Source organism: Microcoleus sp. Pol11C3 (assembly GCF_036701485.1).
Lineage (GTDB): Bacteria > Cyanobacteriota > Cyanobacteriia > Cyanobacteriales > Microcoleaceae > Microcoleus.
This window is the reverse complement of sequence record NZ_JAUBQW010000076.1, coordinates 1-19,147: the sequence shown is the minus strand read 5'-3', so window position 1 is coordinate 19,147 and position 19,147 is coordinate 1. Positions and strand designations below refer to the sequence as shown.

The window sequence follows — 19,147 nt, the reverse complement described above, 5'->3', positions numbered from 1 at the left end:
GAGAGTGAAACGCCGTGTCAAGCAAGATATGTTATTCGATGAAAATCCCAGCAACTTTGTCTCCATTCATAGTCATGTGTGCCACAAATTCATCTCCACCATCTTCAAAACTCAGCTTCCACAAATAAATCGGATAATTACCTTGTTTTATCTCACCAAAATAAGTAATTGAATATCCCTTTTGCAGGCGTGAAGCGAGCTGCTCGCTAACATCGTCAAACATTTTTTGTGTAATGCTCGCTTTGTAGCCTCCATCACCCACTGTGGTAAAAAGCTCGTAATTTTTCGATGCAGTCGCATCCAAGATAACCTGCAAACAATCGAGGATGTTTTGAGAGGGGGCTGTCGGGTTCATGATGATGTCCTTCTTTTAGGGTTCTATCAAAATGTGTAACAAATAGCGCTGTCAATAGCTCCTACGGCTGTCTCATATCAAATCCGGTAGCATCGGAATTATTTATCAGTAGGGGGCGCGATCGCATAAATTTTTAAATCCACAGATTAGACTATTTACACTCACGCACCGCCCCAAGCATTGAATAATATCGATGCAACTTTACTATTTATAGCAGTTTTCAACCGGATGAAATAAATACAGCGTTAGACACAGCACTCTCGTGTCCTACCCGATATCTGTACTTCACTCTACTGAAAACCCCTATATTGCCTCAGCAACAATAGTTCGGTGTCGGACTGTATTGCAAGTGATTGTCGGCTGTGCAAAACCGGAATCTACCAAAGCTTGCTCGATATCCAACCCAAAATACTGATCCAAATAAGGCTCCGTACTCTTGAGCAAAGTCAAAATATAAGGAGGCATTTTGGCATAAACTTCCGACTGAGGATTCATATCCATAATTGTCAAATGCCCGCCCACACGCAGCAAACGCCTCGCTTCCCGAAAGACTTCTCTAGTAGCTTTCTGCGGCAATTCGTGACAAACTAAACAAATAGAAACTAAATCAAAAGCCGCCGCCGGTAAACCAGTAGATTCAGCAGCAGCGTGAACCCAAGTCGGAGATTTTTGATTTAAAGATTCAGCTTCTCGCTGTTGAGAACGGTATTTAGCAACTGCTAAAAAATAAGGGGACAACTCTACCCCAGTCATCTTCGCTTCCGGGTAAACATCCCCAAGGGCAAAGGTACTCATTCCCACGCTGCATCCCAAATCAACAATATCTTGCGGTGAAGAAGCAATTTGAGATTTGATGACTTCGTGATAGCTGGCGCGGAGTTTAGCATCGCCTTCTGCACCCGCTTCCGGCCAAATTCCCGCGTGAACCGTACGGGCGGCAACTTCAACTTCTGTAGCAGATTCCCAACTCATATTACCTTTTTCATAAGCGTGGAATGAAGTTAGATAATATTTCGGGTAAACAAGATCGGGATTTTGAACGCTGAGCAATTCTGCATCCCAATTTCGAGCTAAAAGTGCTTGGGATTCTTGTCGCCAATGCACTCCGATTTTTTCGGCTCTTTTTATCATCATTTCCCGCGCTTGGTGCTTGGCTAGATTAGCCAAAGGCTTGATGGAGAGTACGCCATTTACTAAACGCGAGGCTAATCCGGGAGTTTTGTTAACTGCAACAGTCATATTTTAGGTTTTTCTATTTTGCGCCCTCTATTTTAACACGTTTGGGCGATTTTGAGGTGGTCAATATAATGAAACTTAACTTTGTGATGCCGATTGAAATGCAAATGTTTTGTGAAAAAGACTTTTTTTAATGAATCGCAGAGGGCGCAGAGAAGGCAGAGTTAGAAAAGAGAAAAAAGATCGAAGTAGGGCAAAAATGGATCGGGTGGTATAATATTTATTTGTGCTTACCTACTTAGTGATGGGGAATTTACAAACGAATCTGGAATCTGATTTCCCGAAGTTGGAGTATTTGATAGAACACTTTAAATCAGGCTATTTAGGAGTTTGTCGTGAGCAAATCTATTGTGGAATTAGTTGACAATTTGCCGTCTTCTGGAATTACGGTGATGATGCTCAAATCGCTCGATTTTGTGGTTCCGGGGGAGTGGAATAATCTAACGGGTTTTGATAATACTATTCAAGCGGTGACTGGGGAAACCAAGCGCAAATTAGTTGAAAAAATTCGCGATCGCGCGATCGAGCTTTACGCTAACCCCAATGAGCCATATCAAGGCGTAGTCAGGCTTTACCAGTTAGCAGACAGCGCCGACAGTGCGTTAGGTGCAACGGCTATGGCCAATAAAATCGGCGAAAACATCGGCTTTCTTTCCTTTCTGAACCGCCTCACTCCGAAAGCTGACACAACTCAAACGATCGACTTGTGCGTCAAAGTGGCGATCGAGCTAATTGCCTTCTGCAAACTTAACAATATTTCTCTTGACAATGTGGGAAGCTTTGCTAATTATTTATCCCATTACAAAGACGAATCTCTGATGCGGATGGCTGCTTTAGTTTCTGCTGACGGTTTAATTCCCCTTGGCCCGGACTTCCTTCGAGTAGCACAAAATACTATAGGCGGATTGAATCCTTCAACCTTGCAGCAAAACTCAACATTCCAAAATATCAGCAACCTAATTCCCGGCGCAAATAATTCACAAAAGTTCGGATTTGTGACAGCAACTTTCGCCTCAGCCCAAGGTTGGATGAACAATTTAGTACAGTCTCGCGGCTTAACTCCCGCTATAGTTTTAGGCCATCTCAAGCAATACATTGATGTTACCGATGACAAATTGGATTATGTGGCGGCGTTTTTAGACATGACTACCAATTATTACGAACATACGGGAATTCAGACGGTTGCTCGCCGATTGATCGATCGAGCTTATGCTGAAATTGCCTCTGGCAGATCCTAGAAAACTCGTTCTCAGGTGAGGGAACAGAGCGAGGCAGAGCCTCTGGATATGCGTTCCCAGGCAGAGCCTGGGGACGAGGGAATAAACCTGGCAATGTGAGTTAAAATAAGCAGATTATGTTTAGCAAACCTCTTTTAATCGCATTGTGAAAAACAAATCGCTTCCTTCATCCGTAACAGTCAAGCTAGGCAAATTTGTCTGGACATCAATGTGGCAATTAATGATGTCAAAACTAGCGCCGCCCGATCGCACGGGAGCATACATTCGCCCCAGCAGCAGTTTCCGCAACTTTGTCAGCGCTGCACCAGACAACCCTCACGGGCCCGCTGCGGGACGGTATCGCCTCTTCGTGGGTAAAGGGTGCCCTTGGGCGCACCGCACTCTGGTGACGAGGGCGCTCAAAGGGCTGGAAGATGCGATATCCGTGTCTATTGTCTATCCCTCGGAAGGGGGAATGTGGGTGATGGAGTCGGAGACTTTTGGCTGCAACACGATGCCGGAACTTTACCAGTTGGCTTTACCGGGCTATCAGGGGCGGTCTACGGTGCCGGTGCTGTGGGATGACTCGAAAAAGACGATCGTCAATAACGAGAGTTCGGAAATAATTGTGATGCTAAACTCGGAGTTTAACGAGTTTGCTAGCAATCCTCAAATGGATCTTTATCCTCTGGATTTGCGATCGCAAATTGACGAGTGGAATGAGAAGATTTACCAATCGGTGAATAACGGCGTTTATCGCTGCGGTTTCGCGCAATCTCAAGCTGCTTATGACTCGGCTTGTAGTGAATTGTTTGCTGTTTTAGACGAGATCGATCGATCGCTCTTGAGGAGCCGTTATCTTTGTGGCGATCGGGTGACTTTAGCAGACGTGCGGCTTTTTACTACTCTATTCCGTTTTGATGCCGTTTACTACAGCTTGTTCAAATGCAATCTGCGCCGCATTCAAGATTACGAGCATTTGGGAGCTTATCTGCGCGATTTGTACCAGTTACCGGGAGTTGCTGGCACTTGCGATTTGGAGGCTGTGAAGCGCGATTATTACGGCAATTTGTTCCCGCTGAATCCCGGCTGCATTATCCCGGCTGGGCCCGATCCGGCTAGTTTGCTCAAAGCTCACGATCGCGCAGGGCTCAGAAACCCGGTTTCTTAACTTAATCGGGCGTGAAGATGCCAGAATAATCGCATAAACCCGGTTTCTAGGATATTTGGGCGATCGCGCAGGGCATCAGAAACCGGGTTTAGCTCGTTCCCAGCCTCTGCCTGGTAACGCATTCCCAGAGGCTGGGCCTCGCCTTAACCCTCTAACAAACCCTCCATTCTGTCCTTTACTCAAACGTCACGATCGACAAAATATTGATGTTATTTTGAAGTGAGATTAAGCAATATTCAAAATCAAATCATGTCTGGCGATCGCCCGAGTCATCTCAAAAGGCGATCGTACTTATATACAAAAATCAAAACAAGGAATTGGCAATGTTAGAAACTGAGGGCGATCAGGAAGCACGACGGCGCATTGAAAAGGCACGGCAAGAGGGAGCAATAGAACTCGATCTTAGCGATCTAGAACTGAGGGAACTGCCAGACACAATCGCCTCCCTCACCGAGTTGCAAAAGCTTAACCTCGGCAGCAACCAACTGAGGGAACTGCCAGAGGCGATCGCATCCCTCACCCAGTTGCAAGTGCTTTACCTCTACAACAACAAACTGAGGGAACTGCCAAAGGAGATCCCATCCCTCACCCAGTTGCAAGTGCTTGACCTCTCATACAACCAACTGACGGAACGACCAGAGGCGATCGCCTCTCTCACCCAGTTGCAACGGCTTTACCTCGACAACAACCAACTGAGGGAACTGCCAAAGGAGATCGCATCTCTTACCCAGTTGCGAGAGCTTTACCTCGAAAACAACCAACTGAGGGAACTGCCAGAGGAGATCGCCTCCCTCACCGAGTTGCGAGAGCTTTACCTCGACAACAACCAACTGAGGGAACTGCCAAAGGAGATCGCCTCCCTCACCGAGTTGCAAGTGCTTGACCTCGACAACAACCAACTGAGGGAACTACCAGAGGCGATCGCATCCCTCACCAGGTTGCAACTGCTTGACCTCAAAAACAACCCTCTGAATCCTGACCTCGCGGCTGCCTATGAGCAAGGCACTGGAGCCGTCTTGCAATACCTGCGGGCAAAAGCACAAGCACAAATCACCCTGAATGAAGCCAAACTGATTTTGATCGGTGAAGGCGAGGTGGGCAAGAGTTGTCTGTTGGGCGCATTGCGCGAGGATGAATGGCTAGAAAGTCGTCCCACCACTCACGGCATTGAAATTAAGCCAGTTATCGTCACCCATCCCGACAGTGGCACAGACATATCACTCAATGGTTGGGATTTTGGCGGTCAACCGGTTTATCGACCCACGCACCAGTTGTTTTTCAGTGCTCCAGCGGTGTATCTGGTAGTGTGGAAGCCACGGGAAGGCCCCCAGCAGGGCTTTGTCAAAGAGTGGATTACCCTGATCAAGCATCGCGAACCGGATGCCAAGGTGCTAGTAGTCGCAACCCACGGCGGCCCCGGACAGCGACAACCGGACATTGACAGACAGGAAATTCAGGATCGATTCGGCAGCGATACGGTGCTTGGTTTTTTCCATGTAAACAGCAAACCTGACCTTCAGAACTCCTGCACCGGGCTGGCAGAATTAAAAGCAAAGATTGCTAGTGCCGCCGCATCTCTTCCCGAAATGGGACGTTCTGTTCCCGCCAAGTGGCAGCGAGTGCGGGAAATCTTGCAGACAAACGACAAAGCCTATCTGCCCTACGATGATGTCCTTGCCATCTGCGCTCAACACGGAATCGATAAAGAGCAAGCAGAACTTTTCCTTCGCATTTCCCATACCTTGGGGCATTTCATCCATTACCATTACGATCCAATACTGCGGGATATCGTCATCCTCAAACCCGACTGGCTAGCAAAGGCAATCAGCTTCGTACTCGATGATGAAACAACCCGCCGCCGCAACGGTTTAGTAGATTTTGAGCATCTGGGCGAATTATGGAGTAATCCCCCGTTTCCAGGCGAGGACGGCTACAAGAAAGAACTACATCCCATCTTTCTCAAGCTGATGGAACACTTCGATTTGTCCTACCAGGTCGTGCTCGACCCAGCTAAACCCAGCAATACCAGCTTGATTGCTCAACTTGTACGCGATACACGCCCGGAATTGCCCAATTGGGGAGAGCAACCGGAAGCCGGAGACAGACAACAAGTGCAAATCTGCCGGATTGTAGACGATCGAGGACAAGTTGCAGTAGCAGAAGGATTGTTTTACCAGTTGATTGTGCGCTTGCACAAATACTCACTGGGGCGCTGCAATTACGAAGAAAGTATCCATTGGCAACGGGGTTTGATGCTTGACAACGACTACAACGGTCGGGCATTGCTGGAATATGTTAACACTGATGTAAAAATTACCGTGCGGGCAGCTTATCCAGAACGGTTTTTGTCTTATCTCACCGAAGAAATTAAATGGCTAGTAGAGAAGCTCTGGAAAGGATTGCGATGTAATGTGATGGTTCCCTGCATTACGCCTTGCGGTAAGAATGCGCCGGGAAACGCGCTATTTGAGGTAAAGCAATTAATTGAGAGTAAAAAGGAAAATCGTCCTGAGTATCCCTGTTCACTCTGTGGTAAATGGCAAAACATCGATCGTCTGCTAAATAACGCGCCGACTACTCAACCCCCATCGCAAGAAATCGGCATTCAGCAGTTCCGAAATATGTTCAAAGACGAGCTAAAAATCATCCGCGAAGATTTAGTGATTTTCGATCGTCGAGGTCAAGAACGCTTTCAGTCATTGTCTCAGGATCAGCGCAAGATTCTCAGCCAAATCGATGAGGAATTTGCGTCGCTAATGCAAATGCTCACCGATGAAGCCAAAGATGGCCCGCGCCTGTTCAGTTTCAAGCCCGTCGATCCCAAGTTTTTCGATCGCCCAAAATGGATAAGTACAAAATTGCAAATTACCCTCTGGTGCGAACACTCTCGTCAACCCCTTCCCGCCTTAAATCCTAACGACAAAAAGAAGGGAGTTTATGAATTGGAAGTGTCCCGCGAATGGTTTACCAAAGCAGCCCCCTATCTCAAAATTTTGACCGGAACCCTTAGTCTAGTCTTACCTGTCGCAGCCTCGGCAACCAAGCTAATGCTAGATGAAGCCACCTACAAAGGTATTGAAGAAGAACTCGATTTCGGACAAAAAAGCATCGAGTCTACCTTAAAAGGAAGCGATTTAGCGACTAATTTGTCTACCGAAAGTGATGCCCCTGATTGGCAACAGGGCGAAGCAGCCATCCGCGCCCAAGGCTCGATTTTGCGAGAATTACACGCCCTGCTAAAAGCAAAAGATCCTGGCTTTGGTGGCTTGGTACGGGTGCAGAACAGACGCCGCGAATTTCTGTGGGTTCACGAGCAGTTTGTAGATGAGTATTAATATTTTTATATTGACAGCATTATTACGATCGTGTGATAATTTTAATAAAAAATACCCTCGTTACCCTCGTTCCCAGGCTCTGCCTGGGAACGAGGAATTTTTGAGTGCGCGCGCAGGCGGACTTTGTTTGTAGAGCATCCGAATTCTATTCGGCGGGTTCTATTCCGTAGGTTCCTAACTTCCCGATAAAATCTCTTCGAGTGCTAATTTCAGCGTCGGATATTGATATTGAAAACCACTAGCTAAAGTTTTTTTCGGCAACACTTTTTGCCCTTCCAAAACAACTTTTGCTCCGTCTCCCAACAGCATTTCTAAAGCAAAACTTGGCACCGGCAACCAAGAAGGCCGCTGCAAAACTTCCCCTAAAGTTTGACACAATTCATTCATCCGCACCGGATTCGGTGCTGTCGCATTCAAAACACCTTCAACTTGCGAATTTTGCAAAGCGTACAAAATTAAATCAACCACATCCTCGCGATGAACCCAAGAAAACCACTGTTTTCCTGTCCCAATCGGCCCGCCTGCAAATAGTTTAAAAGGTGGCAGCATTTTTGCCAACGCGCCTCCCATTCCCAAAACTATCCCCAGCCGCAAAATTGCTAGCCGCGTTCCCGCATTTTTTGCAGGTTGGGCTGCTGCTTCCCAGTCTTTGCAAACTGCTGCTAAAAAATCGTTTCCCGCGAGGCTCGTTTCGTCAAATTCAGCGGTTTCGCTGGTTCCGTAATAGCCGATCGCCGATGCGCTAACAAACACAGATGGTCTAGGATTAGCATTGACGATCGCCTCCACCAATTTTGCCGTCGTCAGTCTGCGACTGTCCAGAATTGCTTGCTGGCGCGCCTCCGTCCACCTTTCCTCGGCAATCGGAACCCCTGCTAAATTGACAACACCATCGCAGCCGGCGATCGACTTTTGCCAATCACCAGACGACGCCGGAGTGTAGGCGACAACTTCCAAATTCGGATAAGCTGAAGCCGGAAAAACTCGGCCAGCCTTCGCCGCATCCCTGCTCAAAACCACTACTTGATGTCCCGCAGCTTGCAGCTTCTCCACCAGCCGGCTACCTACAAATCCCGTTGCTCCCGCGATCGCTACTTTCATCTTTTACCAATAATGCACAGTTCTAGCAGTTTAGACGATCGTCCAAACTTGTTTTGAATTATACAAAAATAAACAGCAGCCTCGATCGCCTCCCCACAAGCCAAGTGTATTTTCATTAAACTGATAAAGGACACGAGGAACACAAACCATGCCTGCAAAAAAATCAAAGCTTCTAATTGCTGCCTCCATCGTCGCAGCAGGTAGCGCTGCGGTCTACTTTTACTTCCAGGGTTTGAGCCAACAAGTATCCAACCCTCAAGACAGCGCCAAAGTTGTGCCCGACGAAGCAATGATGGCCGCGTTTATCTCCCCCAATCCCCAAGCGTTGTCAAAGCTGCAGCGATTTGGCACGCCAGGGGCTCAAAAGTTGATGGGTCAGGGTTTGAAGACCTTTCAAGAACAAAGCTTGGCAGGCACTCAAATCGACTTTGACAGGGACTTAAAGCCTTGGTTAGGGGGGGTGATGGTCGCTTTGCTGCCCCCTGATGCTGCTGCGAAAACCGAGCCTCCTAAGCTGCTGGTTGTAGTCAGCGTCAAAAATAAAATTAGCGCTTGGAATTTTGCTAATAAATTAAAATCTCAGCCCGGTGCAACTACTCAAGAAACCGAGTATAAAGGAGTTAAAATTTTTGAGATTGCAGAGCCAACTGGCAAGCGCTACAGTGTGGCTTTGCTGAACGACCAATTAGTGATGGCTCCTTTGAAAAAGCCTGTGGAATTGGCGATCGATACTTTTAAAGGAGAACCCTCCCTCGCTACGCAGCAGAGCACAACTAAGTTTTTTGCAGAGAGTGCTGGTGTCAAGAATCCCATCGCAACTGTTTATATTGCTGACTATCCTGCTGCAATTGAGCAATTGAAAGCTAATTTGCCCGCAGATATTCAGTTGCCTTGGACACTGTTTTCGCAGTTCAAACAAGTTAAGTCTTTGGTAGCCGGAATTGGAGCGGATAGTGAGGGATTGAGGGTAAAAACTATTGCTCAGTTAGACCCTAAATTAGTTCAGCAAAATCCACAATTCGCATCGAAATTGTTGCCCAGATTCCCGGAAGAAACTATTGCTTTAGTCGGCGGGAAGGGAATCGATAAAATTTGGTCGCAAGCAACCGCCCAGGCAAAAGATAGCCCGGAAGTTGACAGGGGAGTTCAGCAGGTGAGGGATAGTTTTAAACGGTTGGATTTGGATGCGGATCGTGATGTTTTTGGTTGGATGAACGGAGAATTTGCGATCGGGGCGATCGGTTCCAATCAAGGGATTTTGTCTCAGTTGGGCATGGGGGCGGCGATGATTTTTGAAACGAGCGATCGCCCTGCTGCAGAAGCAACCCTGAAAAAACTCGATGCGATCGCCAAAAGCAATCCTACAGTCAGCGTCGCCCCTAGAACCGTTCAAGGCAAAGAGGTGACAGAGTGGCAAATACCGCAGCAAGGCACTTTATTCGGGCACGGTTGGCTGAATGAAAATTCTGTGTTTGTAGCTTTCGGTGGCCCTTTAGTCGATGTGATTACTTCGACACCGCCCCAGCCGTTAAGCAGCAGTCCGAGTTTTCAGGCGATCGCTACTTCTTTACCGCGCGCCAACCAAGGTTACTTTTACATAGATATGGAAAAAACCATGTCTTGGGCTAACCAATATTTGCTCGCAGTACAGCCAAATTTAGTTTCGCCGCCCGCCGCTGAATTGCTCAATTCTCTCCGAGGAGTTAGCGTATCCACAGCTTCTACGCAACCGACAACTGCTGAGTTGGAGATGCTTTTTGCCTTGAAATCTAACAATTAGGTAATTTTTAATCGGTAATTTTTCCTTCTATCCTTCTATCCCTTAAATCCCGTACACGGCTTCGTGGCCGGAGTTTTTCCTGACCAAAAAAAGATGCTGCCCTCAATCGAGGGCAGCTACTCAAATAAAGCATCTTAAAGTCTCTCAAAACTTCAGAATTAACCTTCAGACATTCCTGATTTATTGGGCAATTGCAAATCATCCGGATCTACATAATGACAAACTGCTTTGTCCATGCAAATCAATGCCCAACCGGACTTATCAATGCTCATCAACTTGTAAGAAGCTGGCTGAATAAAGAAACCTTTGTGGTTGCGGGTTGCGGGTTTGATGTTAACGTGGCTGTCAGTGCTCATGCTTTTTACAACTCCTAGTATTATCGTAGTAAAATCTGAAAACCGCTGAGCGGATTTGTGAATCGTCTAAGTTTTCAAATACTAGCACTGACTTTCTGAGTTTTCCATAAAGTTATTTATTGATTTATTACGACATCGTAATAAACCGCAAAGCCGATTTCCTCGATCCCCGCCCACAAATCGGCTTGTTTGCGTGGCTAGGGTTCAAAAAGCCACTGTTTAACGCGGGCGAGACTTTTCCAGTCCGGTTTTCTGTTTAATCCTTCTTCAAAATTTTTTTTAACTTCGTCCAGCAACTCTTCGGAAGCCATCAGGATTTGCTGAGCGATTTCTACGTGGGGGCGCACTCCTTTCTCTTTGAGGTCGAGGATCGCCACTGCTAGGTTGATGCGAGCTTGGGGGTCATGAGGGTTCAATTTAACGGCGGTTTTCGCGGCCTTTTGAGCCGGTGCGGGCTTATTTTCCAAGAGGTAGAGCCACGCGAGGCTAGCCCAGGCATTGCCATTTTTGGGAGCTTTCTCGCACACTTCTTTAAACACGGGAATCAGATTAGCAGGGGCTTCGCCAGCTTGGTAGCGATCGAAACCGTCTTTAAACAATTCTTCAGGGGTCATTCGATTTTAGATTTTTGATTTGGGATGTTGCACAAAAAAGGGCATGGGGCAGTTAACAACTTTCTGCCCCATGCCCTCTTTTCCGATTTATGTAGAAAAAGAACTGCCACAACCGCAAGTTTGAGTTGCGTTGGGGTTAGTAAACTGAAAGCCGCCCCCGATCATAGCATCGCTGAAGTCGAGAACCAAACCGTACAGATAAAGAATGCTCTTGCGATCGCAAACTACCTGAAAACCGTCGTAGTCGAACACTTCATCGTCTGATTTGACAGTGCTAGGGTCTGCGAAATCCATCACGTAGGACATACCAGAACAGCCACCCTGCCGCACTCCTACGCGCAAACAGAGGTCTTTGCCTTGTTTTTCTCTGAGGCTTAAAACTTGACGGACTGCGGAGTCCGTCATTTGAATGCCCCGCTTTTGTGAAGTGGCTTGAGTCATTTTCCGAACTCCTGATACTATTCAATGCTAAGAGTTTCTCTTATTCACTTATTGTACAGGACTGCTGGAGCTTCGGCTGTTGAGGGTTTATGATTGATAAGCAGCGGTTGACCGGCTACCGGCACCGCAACCATGCTTCACCCAACGGGCTTACTCTATGGCAGCGCTGAATCGCACTACTCTTCGTCGGCTACAAAACTTACCTCAAATTCCCAGCGTGTGGGAGGGCGATCGCCGACCCTTATCTAATGCTGACTCGCACATGATGCTAGATGACGATGACGTTCTAGAAGCTGGTGGCGAGTGCATTCTCTGGGTGGACGGTTCTGAAGGCGTCGTGAGGGCTATGGACATGGTAGGCCCAGATGCCGGCCCAGAGGCGATCGTCCGGGCCCTGCTACGGGCAATGGAACATCCCCAAAGTCCGGCTCCCGTAGGTCGGCCCCAAAAAATAGTAGTCAAAAACCGAGAAATTCAATTTTATCTGCGGGGCGTACTTCAAGATTTAGGCATTTCCATTGACTACGTGCCGGAATTGCCCTTAATTGACGAAATATTTCGCGGCATGGAAGAGGTCGCGATCAACAGACCTCCTGAGTTGCCCCCTCAGTATGCTGAAGTTTTAATGGAAAAAGCTGCTCAAATTTGGCAAGATGCTCCATGGCGGACTTTGAGCGAACACCAAATTATATCTATTGAAATCAATCAGTGGGATGTCGCCAGCCTCTACGTGTCCGTATTGGGGCAAGGCAGAATGGATTACGGAGTTTTACTTTACCGTTCTCTAGAATCCTTGAAGCGGTTTCGAGAACGAGTCGTCAATAATGATGAATCTTTTGAAGATTTAGAACAGGCTTTTTTAGGGCAAGACTGTTTGTTTCTCACCTTTGAAAGTGCCACCGATATTGATGAGGACGACGACGACGAAGAAATTGATTTAGCCGATTTGCCTCCATCGGAAATTGAACCCAATTTCGGCAACCTACATCCTTTAGAAGGATTGCGATCGATTCTTTACGAAGAAGAAGCCCTCACGATGTTAGTTGCTCTCGAAGCATTTCATCGCTTTTTCCGCAACGGCCGGCGGAAATTGGAATCAGACACTTTTCCCAGTCTTAGCAGCCGCTACCGCATCCCAGTTCCGCAGTCTGACGGAGAAATTCAACAGGTATCCGTTAAAGTTTCAACGATGCCGGAGGTGTCAGACGAATTATTACAGATGCTCGGTGATGATGACGATGATGACGGTGATGACGATGATGAATTTGAAAAGCCACTGCTGCGGGACGATTTGGTGCCGCAAAATTCATTCTTGAGTCTCGGCGCCGTACCTTGGGAAACGGTAGAGTTCCTGCGCGAAAGTGTGCAGTTTCACCAAGGTGCAGAAATTGATATTAATACCGCCGGAGATGGTTTGCCGGTGGTGATGATTCAAACTTCTCATCCGAAGGCAAAAACTATGATTCAGGATTTGAAAGAAGCGGGAGGCGTGAAGGGGATTGGTTTTAATCCGGGCGAAAATCCTTTTCAGGATGAGCAATACGACTTGGGTATTTTGCAAACTAAAAATGGGGAGCTGTATTTGTTTGGGGAGTTTAATGAAGACGATCCGGTGCATCAGGAAGCTCGCAAAAAGTGGGATCGCCGCTGTAAATCAACCAACGGTTGGTGCGGTTTAATTATTGCTAAAGGGTTGATGGGTGCTTCTCGCGGTCAGCCTCAGTTTAAGGATATGATCGCTTTGCTGGAGGTGCGCTGGGTGTCTGCTAAAGACTTGGGAATTGGGCGGCTTCAGTTGATGCCGATGTTTTGAAGTTAGTTGACTGTTGACTGTTGACTGTTGACTGTTAACTGTTGACTGTTGACTGTTAACTGTTTTGAGAAGAAAGAGGTAAAAGTAATTTGTAAGGTGCGCCGCAGCGCACCATAGTTTTTAAATTATTAAGGAAAATGATTATGTCAAATTCTACTCAAAAGCGAGAAGTGTTAGTCGCCCTTGATGCTGAATTCGCGGAGAAAATAGACCAGCTTACTGATAATTGGACGGAGGCGATCGAACAAGCTCTCCGTCTCTGGTACGCTAAGCAAATAGAAGATAAGTTGCGGAAGTTTTATCAAAACCGCAGCCAAGAAGATATTGAGGATGAAAAAGAGTGGTTTAATTTGGTAGAGGAACAGATAGAAGAAACATGGAGCAGCGATGGACTCTAACTCAACAGCGAAAACTTATCCCCACCAAGGTGAGATTTACCTTTCAAGGGCTTTGCGTCAGTTAGGAGATACCAAAAAAAGACCTGTAGTTGTGGTTTCTCCCGATATCCGCAATGAGTGGACCGATTCTGTAATTGTTGTTCCTTTCACCAGTAACCGGCAAGGAGTAGAAAATCCTACTCGTGTATTGATTCCTGCAGGTGAGGGCGGATTGCAAGCTGATTCTCTAGCTGTATGTGAAAACGTTTCTGCTTTGCGACACACATTTCTAGAACAAGGCCCTTACGGTCAAATTAGTGCTGTGTCTTTGGCAAGAATTCAGAGGGCTATACAAGTGTCGATCGGCATTTACGAACTTTAATAATATTTCTAATATTCTAAATTTTGTTACAATTTGTAAAAATACTGTAAAGGATAGGTAAAATGCGGGTTGCGATCGCAGGTGCGGGACTGGCTGGAATGACCACAGCAGTCGATTTAGTGGATGCTGGCCACGAAGTAGAAATTTTTGAATCCCGCCCCTTTGTCGGCGGCAAAGTCGGCAGTTGGGTAGATCCCGACGGCAATCACGTTGAAATGGGTTTGCACGTCTTCTTCGGCTGTTATTATAACTTATTTGCCCTCATGAAAAAAGTGGGAGCATTTGACGATTTGCTCCTCAAAGAACACGTCCACACTTTTATTAATCGAGGCGGCGAAACAGGTTCTTTAGATTTTCGCTTTCCCGTGGGTGCTCCTTTGCACGGTTTGAAGGCGTTTTTCACGACATCTCAGCTATCCGTACAAGACAAAATTCAAAATGCGATCGCCCTGGGAACTAGCCCGATCGTCCGAGGTTTGATAGACTTTGACGGGGCAATGAAAACTATCCGCGATTTGGATAAAGTTAGCTTTGCTGACTGGTTCCGCAGTCAAGGTGGCAACCAAAACTCGCTCAAAAGAATGTGGAATCCGATCGCCTACGCACTGGGTTTTATCGACACTGAAAATATTTCTGCCCGGTGTATGTTGACAATCTTCCAATTCTTTGCATCGAAAACTGAAGCCTCTGTGATGCGGATGCTAGCCGGTTCTCCCAACGAATATTTGCACAAACCAATTGTGGAATATTTGGAAAGCAAAGGAACGAAAATCCACACGCGGCGCCGAGTTCGAGAAATTCAGTTTCAAGAAGGTGCAGAAACTCACGTAACTGGTTTGGCAATAGCTAGCGGCGAAACGGAAGAAACTATTACCGCCGATGCTTATGTGTTTGCATTAGATGTGCCAGGAATTCAGAAAATATTGCCCCCAGCTTGGCGCAAATGGTCGGAATTTGACAACATTTATAAATTAGATGCGGTGCCGGTGGCGACTGTACAATTGCGGTTCGACGGCTGGGTAACGGAACTGGAAGACGAAGCCAAGCGTAAACAGTTGAGCCACGCTGTAGGAATCGATAATTTGCTATATTCAGCAGATGCCGATTTTTCTTGTTTTGCAGATTTGGCACTGACAAGTCCCAAGGATTATTATCAAGAAGGACAAGGTTCGCTGTTGCAGTTGGTGCTGACACCGGGAGATCCGTTTATTAAACAAAGCAATGAGGCGATCGCCCAACACGTACTTAAGCAAGTTCAGGATTTATTCCCGTCAGCGCGGGAATTAAACATGACTTGGTACAGTGTAGTTAAGCTCGCTCAATCTTTGTATCGCGAAGCACCGGGAATGGATGTTTTCCGCCCTGCTCAAAAAACGCCGATCGCCAATTTCTTTCTAGCAGGAAGTTACACTCAGCAAGACTACATTGATAGCATGGAAGGAGCGACACTTTCAGGTCATCAAGCGGCTAAGGCAATTCTCGAAGCTTACAGCCATTAGTCATTAGTCTTCTCGATTCGATCCCCCCTAACCCCCCTTAATAAGGGGGGGACAAGATTCTTCTCAAAGTCCCCCTTATTAAGCTACCGTGTACACACAACTCCTCAAAACCTTGTCTACTCAGACACAAGCCTTAGTAGGCAAGGTTTTTAGAACGGCAAGTCCGTTATCAATAGTTGTAATTTATTGATAATAGTTAACGGAAAATCAAGGATTAAAAACATAAATTTCCATGACTTTGACGACCTTTGATTTCCAACTCGACTTGTGTGTACACCGTAGCTTATTAAGGGGGATTTAGGGGGATCGAGACTTGACAACAAATGAGAAATCTAAAATCTAAAATCTAAAATCTAAAATCTAAAATCGCATGACTGATTGGTTAGAACACAGCGTCCAAGTAGAAGTAGCAATTCCCATCGAATTAGCGTGGCAACTCTGGTCAGACTTAGAGCAAATGCCGCGCTGGATGAAGTGGATCGAATCAGTTAGCATTCTCGAAGACAACCCGGAATTGTCGCGCTGGAAACTCGCAACTGGCGGGTTAGAATTTAGCTGGCTTTCTCGGATTCTCAAAGTAGTGCCGAATCAGATAATTCAGTGGGAATCGGTAGACGGTTTGCCAAATCGGGGTGCGATCAGATTTTACGATCGCAAAAACAGCAGCATTGTCAAACTGACGGTAGCTTATGGAGTTCCCGGCTGGCTGGCAAAATTGATGGACAATTCATTTCTAGCGCGAGTAGTTGAATCGACTCTTATGGCTGACTTGGAAAGGTTTAAAGAGTATGCTCTGGAAGTGAAAGCGACATCTTAAATTATGAGGACTAAAGTCATGACTACTAACCAGTTTGTAGTAAGGATTTCAGTCATTTAATTTCTATTTAGCACTTAGGCACCCGAACAAAGAAACCGGGTTTTTGAACCGAGATTGAAAGTTTTAAGCAAATATTTTGGTTAAAAACCCGGTTTCTGGGCATCCGTGCGTCCAGGATTATAATTGTAACGCGAGAGTCGATCGGCCTTTTGCCTCAGTATCATATAGAGATGCTGCTGATTCCTTCTCGGTTCAGTTATGAGTTACTGTCTAAACCCCGCCTGTCAAAACCCGCAAAATGCCGATACTACCCAATTCTGCCTGAATTGCGGCTCAAAACTGTTGCTGAGAGAGCGTTACCGCGCCATCAAACCCCTCGGGCGCGGCGGTTTCGGCCGCACTTTTTTAGCAATAGACCAAGACAAACCCTCAAAACCGCGCTGTGCAATTAAACAGTTTTTCCCGCTATCGCAAGGTACCAGCAGCAGCGAAAAAGCAGCAGAATTATTCAACCGAGAAGCGGTGCGGCTGGACGAGTTGGGGAAACACCCGCAAATTCCCGAACTGCTGGCGCACTTTCAGCAGGAACGCTATCAGTATTTGGTACAGGAATTTATAGAAGGTCAGAATTTACAGGAAGAGTTGGCGCGGACTGGGCCTTTCAGCGAAAGTCAGATTCTCAGTCTGCTGAAGGATTTATTGCCAGTATTGCAGTTTGTGCACGATCGCAGTGTAATTCACCGAGATATTAAACCCCCCAACATTATCCGGCGCCGCATTTCTAAAACTCCCATCATTTATACTTACCCAGCATTAACCGGGGAATTAGTTTTAGTTGATTTTGGCGCTGCAAAAGTTGTGGAGGGTTTGAGAGAAACTGGTACAGTCATTGGTTCTCCCGAATTCGTGGCGCCGGAACAAATTAGAGGTCAAGCGGTTTATGCCAGTGATTTGTATAGTTTGGGAGTAACTTGCATTTATTTGCTAACTCAAATATCTCCTTTTGATTTGTTTGATATTAATCAAGATGTTTGGGTTTGGCGAGACTTTTTGAAGGTTCAAATTGATCCGAAATTAAGTCGCATCCTCGACAAAATGATCGAATCGAGTCTCAGTCGGCGCTACAAATCTGTAGCTGAGGTATTGAAAGATTTGCAGCCGCAGCAGTCGGCGGGGGCGGGCACGGGGGCACCGCCCCTACCCGTGCCTACAATTCCCGTGCCACAGAGGACGCCGGTGGTGCAGAATGCAGTGCCGCCAACGCTTGCAGGCACAATCATACCTGTGCCGCCGATGCAGCGGGTTGTACCCGCACGCGCGCCTACTTGGAGGTGTGTTCATACTCTGGTAGGGCATTCTAATGCTGTTACGTCGGTAGCTTTCAGTCCTGATGGCGCGACTTTAGCTAGCGGCAGTGAGGACAAGACGATTGAGATGTGGAAGTTGGACGCGGGTAAGCGGTGGTACACTCTCACGGGTCATTCTGACTGGGTGACTTGTGTGGCGTTTAGTCCTGATGGCGCGAGTTTGGCTAGTGGCGGCCGGGACAAAATGATTCATATTTGGGATTTGAATAAGGGTAAGTGGTGGTACGCTTTGGCTGGTCATTCTGACAGGGTTTCTGCTGTGGCGTTTAGTCGGGATGGTCAGGTTTTGGCTAGCGGCAGTCGGGACAAAACTGTGCAGTTGTGGAATTTGAATAAGGGAAGGCGGATGTCGGCTTTGACTGGTCACGCTGGCGGGGTGGAGGCGGTGGCTTTTAGTGCTGGCGGGGAGTTTTTGGCGAGTGGCAGTCGGGACAAGACTGTGCAGTTGTGGGATTGGCAAAATGGTCGATCGATTTGTACTCTGGCCGAGCACGGGGATTGGGTGCGGGCGATCGTGTTTGCTGCGACTTCTTCTTCTATCTCCCCCCTTTCTCAAGGGGGGGCTGGGGGGGGATCGGTTTTGGCGACGGGGAGTCGGGATGGTACGGCGAAGCTGTGGCGGGTGGATGCACAGGGGCAAGGGACGCTGTTGCGGAGTATGAGGGACAATTCTGGGGATGTTTTGTGTGTGGCGTTGAGTCCCGATGCTCGGGTTTTGGCGACGGGGAGTCGGGATGGCACGATTTATTTGTGGGATGCGGGTACGGGGGGTTTGCTGGAAATTCTTACGGGCCACGGGGGGGAGGTTTTGTCGGTGGCGTTTAGTTCTGATGGGGGGAGTTTGGCTAGCGGTGCGGGCGATCGAACTGTGAAGATTTGGCGAGGGATTGGGCATTAGGGGCGATGTCAAGAGTGCCCGCTTAAAAAATCTCATATTTATGCTTGACAGGCGATCGAAGGCCGTGCTAAATTAGGAATTCGTGAGGACGCATAGCTCAGTTGGTTAGAGCACTACGTTGACATCGTAGGGGTCACTGGTTCGAGTCCAGTTGTGTCCATCCCAAAACCCGCTTTCTAGGCGGGTTTTGAGTTTTCTATAACCTAATGGGCTGCTATAGTATTCTCAATCAGGGGTGACAATAAGTGACAATCCCAGACATTATAGTCATTTCAAATAAATGTGAGACAGAGGTAAGATCATGATAAAATCGATAAAAATAGTTAATTAGAAAAAAATGGCTTACAGTCTAGACTTAAGACAAAAAATAGTCAATTATGTGGAAAAT

At 47.1% G+C, this 19,147-nt stretch carries 17 protein-coding genes and 1 tRNA gene; 12 read left to right on the top strand and 6 right to left on the bottom strand.

The features are described from left to right. Positions 1-31: 31 nt before the first annotated feature. On the bottom strand, positions 32-355 hold the full coding sequence (locus QUA40_RS17575; RefSeq protein ID WP_333128035.1) for a hypothetical protein: 324 nt from the start codon (positions 353-355) through the stop codon (positions 32-34). A 303-nt stretch (positions 356-658) separates the two neighbouring features. After that, the gene (locus QUA40_RS17570) at positions 659-1,594 is read right to left on the bottom strand and encodes a class I SAM-dependent methyltransferase (protein WP_333128033.1); all 936 of its coding nucleotides are present in this window, start codon (positions 1,592-1,594) and stop codon (positions 659-661) included. Positions 1,595-1,926: 332 nt separating this feature from the next. On the opposite strand from QUA40_RS17570, the gene QUA40_RS17565 reads away from it, so the two are divergent. The 3 genes from QUA40_RS17565 to QUA40_RS17555 all read left to right on the top strand — a co-directional run bounded on the left by QUA40_RS17565 (position 1,927) and on the right by QUA40_RS17555 (position 7,314). Then, positions 1,927-2,829, top strand: a complete 903-nt coding sequence (locus QUA40_RS17565; RefSeq protein WP_333128031.1) for a hypothetical protein — start codon at positions 1,927-1,929, stop codon at positions 2,827-2,829. 208 nt (positions 2,830-3,037) lie between these two features. Next, positions 3,038-3,979 (top strand): glutathione S-transferase family protein, encoded by a 942-nt coding sequence (locus QUA40_RS17560; RefSeq protein WP_333128055.1) that lies wholly within the window; start codon positions 3,038-3,040, stop codon positions 3,977-3,979. Positions 3,980-4,302: 323 nt separating this feature from the next. Then, positions 4,303-7,314, top strand: a complete 3,012-nt coding sequence (locus QUA40_RS17555; protein ID WP_333128029.1) for a COR domain-containing protein — start codon at positions 4,303-4,305, stop codon at positions 7,312-7,314. Between the two features lie 174 nt (positions 7,315-7,488). On the opposite strand, the gene thyD is transcribed toward QUA40_RS17555, so the two are convergent. Then, on the bottom strand, positions 7,489-8,415 hold the full coding sequence (thyD, locus tag QUA40_RS17550; RefSeq protein ID WP_333128027.1) for a thylakoid membrane protein ThyD: 927 nt from the start codon (positions 8,413-8,415) through the stop codon (positions 7,489-7,491). 148 nt (positions 8,416-8,563) lie between these two features. Between thyD and QUA40_RS17545 the strand changes: the two genes are divergently transcribed. Next, a complete protein-coding gene (locus QUA40_RS17545; RefSeq protein WP_333128025.1) occupies positions 8,564-10,195 on the top strand; it encodes a DUF3352 domain-containing protein in 1,632 nt (543 codons plus the stop codon). A 158-nt stretch (positions 10,196-10,353) separates the two neighbouring features. Here QUA40_RS17545 and QUA40_RS17540 read toward each other — a convergent pair whose 3' ends face one another. The 3 genes from QUA40_RS17540 to QUA40_RS17530 form a co-directional block, all read right to left on the bottom strand. Next, a complete protein-coding gene (locus QUA40_RS17540) occupies positions 10,354-10,551 on the bottom strand; it encodes a hypothetical protein (RefSeq protein WP_006632682.1) in 198 nt (65 codons plus the stop codon). A gap of 197 nt (positions 10,552-10,748) precedes the next feature. Then, positions 10,749-11,165, bottom strand: coding sequence for a tetratricopeptide repeat protein (locus tag QUA40_RS17535; RefSeq protein ID WP_333128023.1), 417 nt, complete (start codon positions 11,163-11,165; stop codon positions 10,749-10,751). Between the two features lie 87 nt (positions 11,166-11,252). Continuing rightward, complete coding sequence (locus QUA40_RS17530) at positions 11,253-11,606, bottom strand: iron-sulfur cluster assembly accessory protein (RefSeq protein WP_333128021.1); 354 nt, start codon at positions 11,604-11,606, stop codon at positions 11,253-11,255. Positions 11,607-11,763: 157 nt separating this feature from the next. Here QUA40_RS17530 and QUA40_RS17525 point away from each other — a divergent pair, with 157 nt between their 5' ends. From QUA40_RS17525 to QUA40_RS29050, 8 genes are all read left to right on the top strand, one after another. Continuing rightward, complete coding sequence (locus QUA40_RS17525) at positions 11,764-13,419, top strand: DUF6930 domain-containing protein (protein WP_333128019.1); 1,656 nt, start codon at positions 11,764-11,766, stop codon at positions 13,417-13,419. A gap of 143 nt (positions 13,420-13,562) precedes the next feature. After that, positions 13,563-13,817, top strand: a complete 255-nt coding sequence (locus tag QUA40_RS17520) for a hypothetical protein (RefSeq protein WP_333128016.1) — start codon at positions 13,563-13,565, stop codon at positions 13,815-13,817. Continuing rightward, positions 13,807-14,178 (top strand): type II toxin-antitoxin system PemK/MazF family toxin, encoded by a 372-nt coding sequence (locus tag QUA40_RS17515; protein ID WP_333128013.1) that lies wholly within the window; start codon positions 13,807-13,809, stop codon positions 14,176-14,178. The genes QUA40_RS17520 and QUA40_RS17515 overlap by 11 nt, the downstream gene beginning before the upstream one ends. A 62-nt stretch (positions 14,179-14,240) precedes the next feature. Continuing rightward, positions 14,241-15,677 carry a 9,9'-di-cis-zeta-carotene desaturase gene (zds, locus tag QUA40_RS17510; protein ID WP_333128011.1) on the top strand — a complete coding sequence of 479 codons (1,437 nt, stop codon included), beginning with the start codon at positions 14,241-14,243 and terminating at the stop codon, positions 15,675-15,677. A 370-nt stretch (positions 15,678-16,047) separates the two neighbouring features. After that, positions 16,048-16,494, top strand: a complete 447-nt coding sequence (locus QUA40_RS17505; protein WP_333128009.1) for an SRPBCC family protein — start codon at positions 16,048-16,050, stop codon at positions 16,492-16,494. A gap of 258 nt (positions 16,495-16,752) precedes the next feature. Then, the gene (locus QUA40_RS17500) at positions 16,753-18,759 is read left to right on the top strand and encodes a serine/threonine-protein kinase (protein WP_333128007.1); all 2,007 of its coding nucleotides are present in this window, start codon (positions 16,753-16,755) and stop codon (positions 18,757-18,759) included. 86 nt (positions 18,760-18,845) lie between these two features. After that, positions 18,846-18,919 (top strand) — tRNA-Val (locus tag QUA40_RS17495). Positions 18,920-19,096: 177 nt separating this feature from the next. Continuing rightward, positions 19,097-19,147 (top strand): IS630 transposase-related protein (locus QUA40_RS29050; RefSeq protein ID WP_445301159.1); only part of this gene is annotated, 51 nt, incomplete at its 3' end.

Excerpts from the sequence above, each read along its gene's own strand:
- QUA40_RS17575 (WP_333128035.1), bottom strand. The coding sequence starts at position 355 with ATGAACCCGACAGCCCCCTCTCAAAACATCCTCGATTGTTTGCAGGTT.
- QUA40_RS17500 (WP_333128007.1), top strand. The coding sequence starts at position 16,753 with ATGAGTTACTGTCTAAACCCCGCCTGTCAAAACCCGCAAAATGCCGAT.
- QUA40_RS17525 (WP_333128019.1), top strand. The coding sequence starts at position 11,764 with ATGGCAGCGCTGAATCGCACTACTCTTCGTCGGCTACAAAACTTACCT.
- QUA40_RS17540 (WP_006632682.1), bottom strand. The coding sequence starts at position 10,551 with ATGAGCACTGACAGCCACGTTAACATCAAACCCGCAACCCGCAACCAC.
- thyD (WP_333128027.1), bottom strand. The coding sequence starts at position 8,415 with ATGAAAGTAGCGATCGCGGGAGCAACGGGATTTGTAGGTAGCCGGCTG.
- QUA40_RS17555 (WP_333128029.1), top strand. The coding sequence starts at position 4,303 with ATGTTAGAAACTGAGGGCGATCAGGAAGCACGACGGCGCATTGAAAAG.
- QUA40_RS17570 (WP_333128033.1), bottom strand. The coding sequence starts at position 1,594 with ATGACTGTTGCAGTTAACAAAACTCCCGGATTAGCCTCGCGTTTAGTA.
- QUA40_RS17505 (WP_333128009.1), top strand. The coding sequence starts at position 16,048 with ATGACTGATTGGTTAGAACACAGCGTCCAAGTAGAAGTAGCAATTCCC.
- QUA40_RS17560 (WP_333128055.1), top strand. The coding sequence starts at position 3,038 with ATGTGGCAATTAATGATGTCAAAACTAGCGCCGCCCGATCGCACGGGA.
- QUA40_RS17535 (WP_333128023.1), bottom strand. The coding sequence starts at position 11,165 with ATGACCCCTGAAGAATTGTTTAAAGACGGTTTCGATCGCTACCAAGCT.
- QUA40_RS17515 (WP_333128013.1), top strand. The coding sequence starts at position 13,807 with ATGGACTCTAACTCAACAGCGAAAACTTATCCCCACCAAGGTGAGATT.
- QUA40_RS17545 (WP_333128025.1), top strand. The coding sequence starts at position 8,564 with ATGCCTGCAAAAAAATCAAAGCTTCTAATTGCTGCCTCCATCGTCGCA.
- zds (WP_333128011.1), top strand. The coding sequence starts at position 14,241 with ATGCGGGTTGCGATCGCAGGTGCGGGACTGGCTGGAATGACCACAGCA.
- QUA40_RS17520 (WP_333128016.1), top strand. The coding sequence starts at position 13,563 with ATGTCAAATTCTACTCAAAAGCGAGAAGTGTTAGTCGCCCTTGATGCT.
- QUA40_RS17530 (WP_333128021.1), bottom strand. The coding sequence starts at position 11,606 with ATGACTCAAGCCACTTCACAAAAGCGGGGCATTCAAATGACGGACTCC.